Here is a 6,580-nt window from a genome sequence, read left to right on the forward strand (position 1 = left end):
CGCCGCGCTCGGCCACGGGTTCGCCGCCGGGGACGCCGCCCGGGCCGCGGAGGCCGCCGCGCTGACGCACGCGCTCGGCCTGTTCTGGGTCCTGGAGGTCACCCACCTCGGCGAGTTCGAGCGCTGGACCCGCGAGGCCGCCGCGACCGCGCCCCCGGCGCTGCGCCCGGCCGTCGACCACACCCGGGCCGCCATGCACCTGTGGCGCGGCGAGTTCGCCGAGGCCGCCGCCCTCCTGCGCGGCGGACTGCACGGCCTCGCGCGCGCCTGCCCGGCCGCGCACACCGACGCCCCGATCATGCTGCTGGAATGCCTGTTCCGCACCGCCGACCCGCGCGCGCTGACCGGCCACCGGGCGATCCTGGACGGCCTCGGACACGGCGACCTGGCCGAGGGGCGCACCCGCGCGGCGGGCGGGCTCGCCGAATGGGGACGTCCCGACCTCGCCGAGGCCCTGCTGGACCGCTACGACGCCGACGCCTCCGGCGCGCCGACGATCGCGCGGGTCATCGCCGTCCGGACGCGCTGCCTGCTCGCCCTCGAACGCGGCGACCCGGACGAGGCCCGCCACTGGGAGGATCGCCTGCGCGACCGGCACACGCTGCGCGGCCCGGCGACCCATCCGCAGCGCCTCGCCTGGACGGTCGCGCTGCGCCTGCTCGCCGAGGACGCCCCGGACGCCGCCGCCCGCGAGCTCCGTACCGCCATCGACGCGCTCGACGCCGCCTATCCGGGCGCGTACGCGGCGACCTTCCCGCTGCGCGGCCTGCTCGCCGAGGCGCTGCGCCGCCAGGGCCGTCCCCGCGAGGCGCGACCGCACGTGGCGCTCGCCCTCGACGGCGCCGCGCGCGGCAGCAACCACCTGTCCGCCCTGACCAGCGTTGTGATCGCCGCGCTCACCGCCGCCGACCTGGGCGACGACGCCGCGTCGGAGCTGGTGCGGGGCTGGGAGAGCGTCCGTGTCCCGGCCGGGATGGGCGCGCCGCTGGGCCTGTCGAAGCAGGTCGAGGGCGTGTTCGGAATCGATCCGGGGGCGTGTCCGCCGTCGCCCTCCGCCGAGTGGGCCCCGCGGGTCCTCAGGTCCCTGACCGACCGCGCCCGCGCCTGGGCCGCCGCTGCCTGACCACGGCGGGACGGCCCGTCACGCCGGAAGCCAGGACGGCCGGGAGCCCGGCCAGACCAGCCGCGGCGAACCGGCGTAGAAGCGCCGCACGGACGGCGGCAGGGTCGCCAGGTACCGGGCCACGCCGGTGATCACGGCGTCCTCGGCGTCCGGGGCGAGCCGGACCGGCAGGCCCGTCGCGTCGCGCAGCACGGCCGGCAGGCCCTTGAGCCGGGCGCCGCCGCCGGTGAGCAGCATGCCGGTGGGGATGATGTCGGCCGACAGCTCCGGCGGGCACAGCGCCAGCGCCGCCCGCACCGACCGGATGATCTCGCCGAGCGGGCCCGCCACGGCGCGCGCCACGTCCGCCGACGACAGCACGGTCGCGCCCGGCAGGCCGGTCCGGAGGTTGCGGCCGTGCACCACCATCCGGCGGGTCCGCTGCCGTCCGCGCGGATCCACCGCGCCGACCTGGAGCTTGGCCTCCTCGGCGGTCTGCTCCGCGATGAGCAGGCCGTCCCGGTGCCGGATCAGTGCGGCGATCGCGCGGGACAGCGCGTCCCCGCCCGCCAGCGAGTGGTGGGCGCAGATCAGGCCGCCCCAGGCCAGCACCGCGACGCTGGTCGCGGTCGCGCCCACGTCCACCACCATGGTCGCGTGGGCGCCGTCCACCGGGAGGTCCGCGCCGAGCGCGGCGGCCATCGGGGTCGGGACCAGGTGCGCCTGCCGGGTGCCGACCGAGTACAGCACCTCCCGCAGGGCCCGCTCCTGCACGTCGGTGAGCGTGGTCGGGACGGCCACCGCCAGCCGCGGCTTGACCAGGTACGGGCGGCGGCCCTGGGCGGACCGGACCAGGCGGCGCAGCAGCCGGGACGCGGGCTCGGTGTCGATGGGGATGCCCGCCTGGAAGGGCTGCTCGAACCGGACCCAGGGGAGCGCGCGCTTGCGCATCTCGGCGGCCGAGTCGCCGGCGGCCAGCATCCGGCCGGTGCGGGCGCAGACCGCGAGCAGCGGCGGCTGCGTCAGGACCTTGCCGCGTCCGCGCACGTGCACCCGGACGCTGCGGGACCCGAGGTCGATCGCGATGTCGGGGGAGAAGACCGGGTTCATGGCCGACGTCCTCCCGGTGGACGCGCCGCGGCGCGTCCTGGTCGGGAGGCCGGCGGACGGAGGAGGCGGCGCACCCGACGGGACGCCTGCGGCTCGGAAACACCCATGATCGTTCCATGCCCGCGGCGGGGTCCGGGCCAGGTCAAAGCCCGCTCATAATTCCCCCCAAACCCGGCTCGCCGGGCTGTGCCGCCAAACCACCCCGCATCCCCCGTCCCGCCGCCGAGCCCGCCGCCGAGACCGCAGGCGGCGGGACGTCAGGAGAGGGCCGGGTCCGGACGGTCCAGCAGGGCGCGGGCGGCGGCGGCGCTGGACGGCTCGGGGTGGTGCTCGGCCATCAGCGTCAGGACCCGTTCGGCCCACGGATGGTCCGACTCGGCGAACAGTCCCAGCAGCCGCGCGAACTTCTCGCCCGGCCAGCCCGTGTAGCCCAGCTCGGTGATGATCGCGTGCGGCGTGTGCAGGCCGCTCTCCATGCCCTCGGCGACCATGTCGATCAGCGCCCAGGCGTCGGAGCCGCTCGGCGCGGGCCGGGGGAGCGCGTCGCGCTCGGCGTCGGTCAGCCGGTTGCGGACCAGGCCCGCGAGCGCCGGGTCGTCGGCCAGCGCCGCCAGCGCCCGCCGGCCCTCCTCACCGAACGCCGCGCCGTACTTGCCCGCCAGGATGTCCAGCCCCGCCCGGCGGGCGCCCGGGGAGGCGTCCCGCAGCGCGGCGGCGAACTCGGCCGCGCCGACGTCCACGGTCCGGCCGCCGCGGGCGAGCCACATCCGCACCTCGGGCTCGACCATGAATCCCGGGTAGAACGGCAGCGCCGCCATCAGCTCGGCCGCGTCGCCGTCCGCGTGGTCGCCGACCACCGGCACCCGGATGCCGGTCGCGTCCTCCAGCAGGACGCGCGTCACCGACCGGCCGAGGGGCGTGATGCCGACCCGCGCCGACTCGTACGCGATCAGGCCGCACTCGTACAGGGCGTCCAGGTGGTGGCCCATGGCGACCTGGCCGTCCTCGCCCAGCCACGGGGTGATGCTGGTGCGGGGGATCGGCTGGTCGTAGGTGTAGATCGAGACCAGCAGGTTCGCGGTGAGGCCCTGCCGCCGCGGCCCGTCGCCCGGTCCGACGCCGCCCCACTCGTCCAGCAGCGCGATCACCGTGCGGTGCCAGGCGGCCAGCGCCGCCTCGTCGTCCGGGCCGGTCAGGGCGAGGGCCGTCGCGCCCGGTCGCAGCACTCCCTCCGCCTCGTCCGGGTGCAGGATGTCCGCCCTGACCAGGACGTCCCAGAACACCCGCGCCGCGTGGCGGAGCGCCTCGCCGCGCGGCGCCGAGTCGGGCAGCCGCTCCCGGACGAGCGCGAGCACGTCGTCCGGCACCGGTTCCCCGTCGCCGACCAGCGGGCGCCCCCGGCTCGCCCAGCCGATGTGCGCGGTCACCATCCGGTACATCTCGCACTCGCGGACCGCCGCCACCAGTTCGTCGACGGGCGCGATGAGCACCGGGGGGAGGGGCACGCCGGGCGTGGGCCCGGCGCCCGAGAGGTAGGTTCTGCCCTGCGCCGGGGAGCGCCGCTCGAGCGCCTCGCCGACGATGATCTCGCTGAGCCCGTGCGTGGTCGTCATGGCGCACGAAGCGTAGCCGTGCGGCGACGCTCCGGTATGCCGTTCCCCGGAAACCCGGCCCTCGGGGGAACGGTGAACCAACCCCCGAGGCGGGTCTCCGGGAACCGCCGTCGCCGGGGGCGGGGCGTCAGAGCTCGGGCTCGGTCCTGATCTCCACCACCGGCTCGGTGACGCCGTCCAGCTCCAGGACGACCAGCTCGTTGGCGCCCGGACGCAGCAGGGGCCAGGGCAGGTACAGCGTCCGCTGCGGGCCGCGGTCCCAGTAGCGGCCGAGGCAGAAGCCGTTCACCCAGACGTACCCCTTCGTCCAGCCGGGCAGGGCGAGGTAGCCGTCGCGCGGCTCGGCGACGGTGAGGACGCCGCGGTGGTAGGTGGGGCCGCGTCCGGCGGTGTCGGCCGTGCCCCAGGGCAGCTCGGAGATGTCGTCCAGCGGGTGGGTGGAGGCCGTCCAGCCGTGCAGGAACTGCTGGTCGTGCCGGACGCCCCCGACCAGGCCCTTGCGGTCGCCGAGGCCCGGCCCGTAGTTCACCCGGCCCATCGACTCGACCAGGATCTCCAGCGACGCGCTCTCGCCCTTCACCGCGACCGGGACCGACGTCTCGGCGGACCGCTCCAGCACCGCGGTGAGCGCGCCGTCCACGAAGACGTGCGCGCGGTCGGCCAGGCCGTCCAGGTGCAGCGGGTGAGAGTCGCGCGGGCCGGGGATCGCCGACCGGTACAGCACCAGGCCGTGGTGCAGCCCCAGCTCCTCGAACGTGCGGGGCACGGCCGAGCCGGTGACCGAGGCGGGCGGGACGTCCAGCAGCCGCAGCGTGTCGTCCAGCCGGACGGTCCCGGCGGGCAGCACGGGCGGCAGCGGCTCGGGTTCGGGGACCGCCTCCGTCCGGTGCCTCGCCAGCACCTCGCGGAACGCGTGGAACTTCGCCGTCGGCGCGCCGCGCTCGTCGATCGGCGCGTCGTAGTCGTAGGAGGTGACCGTGGGCTGGTAGCCGCCGACCGACTCGGCCCCGCCGAGGTTGGCGCCCGCCGTCGTGCCGAAGTTGGTGCCGCCGTGCGCCATGTACAGGTTCACCGACGCGCCCGTGGCGAGGATCCGCTCCAGGACGGCCGCGGCGTCGGCGGCCGGGCGGGTGTGGTGCCGCTCGCCCCAGTGGTCGAACCAGCCGTTCCAGAACTCCATGCAGCGCGGCGGGTCGTCCGGGCGGTACCGGGCGAGCGTCGCGAACGCCTTCTCGGGGTCGTCGCCGAAGTTCACCGCCGCCGGCACTCCCGGGATGGTCCCGCCGGTCAGCTGGTAGTCGGACGCCCCGTCGGAGGTCGCGAGCGGGACGTCGATCCCGCGTTCGCGCAGCGCGTCGCACAGCCACTCCAGGTACCGCCGGTCGGTGCCGTACGAGCCGTACTCGTTCTCGACCTGCAGCGTCACGACGTTGCCGCCGCGCGTCCGCTGCCGCTCCGCGATCGCGGGCAGGACGGCGTCGAAGTACCGCGCGACGTGGCCGAGGAACCCGGGGTCCGAGCAGCGCAGCCGCGCCGACCGGTCGGCCAGCAGCCAGGACGGCAGGCCGCCGTTGTCCCACTCGGCGCAGATGTAGGGCCCGGGCCGGACGATCGCGTCGAGCCCCGCGTCGGCCGCCAGGTCGAGGAACCGCCCGACGTCGGCGCGCCCGCCGAGGACGAAGGTCCCCGGCGTCGGCTCGTGCATATTCCAGGCGAGGTAGGTCTCGACCGCGTCGAGGCCCATGGCGCGCAGCATCGCCAGCCGCTGGGGCCACTGCTCGGGCAGGACGCGGAAGTAGTGGAGAGCTCCGGAGACAGGCACGGGGGCGATGCTAGGCCCGTACGCTCCGTGCGTCCATGGTTACGCGCGGCGATGTCGCGGGAAGGTTCATCCCAGAATGGGGGTTTCGTCATGTCCTATGAGAAGGCATCGGGTGTCGCGCCGGAGGAGATCACCGCGCACGGCTCGCACGCGGGCCGGCCGGGTTCGTGGCTCGCCGTGTCCATCGTCTTCCTGGGGTTCCTGGTCGGCGGCGTGGCGCTCTGCCTCGGGCCGAACTGGGTGGTCTTCTGGGTCGGCGCGGCCGTGATCGTGGTCGGCCTGGTCGCCTGCTGGGCGGTGCACCTGTTCGCGGACGTGGTGGTGGACGCGCCGCGCGTGGTCCCGGAGATCGTGGACTACTCGCTCTTCGGGCACAGCAGCGAGCGGCGCCGGGGCGGTCCCGTCAGGGATCCGGTGGGGAACGACCCGGTGGGTCACGCCGTCCGCACCGACAGCCAGCAGTTCCCGCACGGCTGACCGGGATGTTTCCCTGACCTTGAAGTGTGCTTGACCTGGACTTTTGTGGCCGAGGCGCGTCCGGGGCCCGTGGCCCGCGACGACCATCGTGCGAATCCGGTCCGTTCTTACTGTGTAAAGGGCCGCGCCCGGGGAACGTCGGAAAACTCTCAGAACGGCGACATACGCCGTTCGCCGGAGGGAAGGGCCCGCTTCGGGTTTGGATAGGGGTGTGCCGAACCTGTGACGAGAGGGAAGCACACCGTGATCGACGTCCCCGCAGACCCCGCCTGCTCCGGGGTCATCTGGATGCGCGGCATCGCCGACGCCGGACCGCGCCGCGCCACCCGCGCCCTCGCCGACGCCCTGTTCGAGGCGTTCGGCAAGGGCGCGGCGCGCACCGACGTGCTCCAGGCGTGCGCGCCGCGCGCCACGGCGCTGCCGCAGAGCCGCCTGCTCGGCTCCCGCGCCGCGACC

Annotated in this window: 6 protein-coding genes; 3 read left to right on the forward strand and 3 right to left on the reverse strand. The window is 75.7% G+C overall.

All coding sequences use genetic code 11. The annotated features are described in order from the left end of the window. On the forward strand, window positions 1-1,123 hold a 1,123-nt coding region (locus DZF91_RS40595), incomplete at its 5' end, for a hypothetical protein (RefSeq protein ID WP_199486989.1). A gap of 18 nt (window positions 1,124-1,141) precedes the next feature. Here the strand turns inward: DZF91_RS40595 and DZF91_RS30170 are convergent. From DZF91_RS30170 to DZF91_RS30180, 3 genes are all read right to left on the reverse strand, one after another. Continuing rightward, complete coding sequence (locus DZF91_RS30170; protein ID WP_117360486.1) at window positions 1,142-2,212, reverse strand: rod shape-determining protein; 1,071 nt, start codon at window positions 2,210-2,212, stop codon at window positions 1,142-1,144. Between the two features lie 257 nt (window positions 2,213-2,469). After that, entirely contained in the window at window positions 2,470-3,825 is a 1,356-nt protein-coding gene (locus tag DZF91_RS30175) for a hypothetical protein (RefSeq protein ID WP_117360487.1), read from the reverse strand. A gap of 127 nt (window positions 3,826-3,952) precedes the next feature. Then, window positions 3,953-5,647 carry a glycoside hydrolase family 35 protein gene (locus DZF91_RS30180; protein ID WP_235834658.1) on the reverse strand — a complete coding sequence of 565 codons (1,695 nt, stop codon included), beginning with the start codon at window positions 5,645-5,647 and terminating at the stop codon, window positions 3,953-3,955. Between the two features lie 90 nt (window positions 5,648-5,737). Between DZF91_RS30180 and DZF91_RS30185 the strand changes: the two genes are divergently transcribed. After that, window positions 5,738-6,124 (forward strand): HGxxPAAW family protein, encoded by a 387-nt coding sequence (locus tag DZF91_RS30185; protein ID WP_235834659.1) that lies wholly within the window; start codon window positions 5,738-5,740, stop codon window positions 6,122-6,124. Between the two features lie 243 nt (window positions 6,125-6,367). After that, on the forward strand, window positions 6,368-6,580 hold a 213-nt coding region (locus DZF91_RS30190; RefSeq protein WP_147341456.1), incomplete at its 3' end, for a hypothetical protein.

It is taken from the genome of Actinomadura logoneensis, assembly GCF_003428695.1.
Lineage (GTDB): Bacteria > Actinomycetota > Actinomycetes > Streptosporangiales > Streptosporangiaceae > Spirillospora > Spirillospora logoneensis.

Excerpts from the sequence above, each read along its gene's own strand:
- DZF91_RS30170 (WP_117360486.1), bottom strand. The coding sequence starts at position 2,212 with ATGAACCCGGTCTTCTCCCCCGACATCGCGATCGACCTCGGGTCCCGC.
- DZF91_RS30185 (WP_235834659.1), top strand. The coding sequence starts at position 5,738 with ATGTCCTATGAGAAGGCATCGGGTGTCGCGCCGGAGGAGATCACCGCG.
- DZF91_RS30175 (WP_117360487.1), bottom strand. The coding sequence starts at position 3,825 with ATGACGACCACGCACGGGCTCAGCGAGATCATCGTCGGCGAGGCGCTC.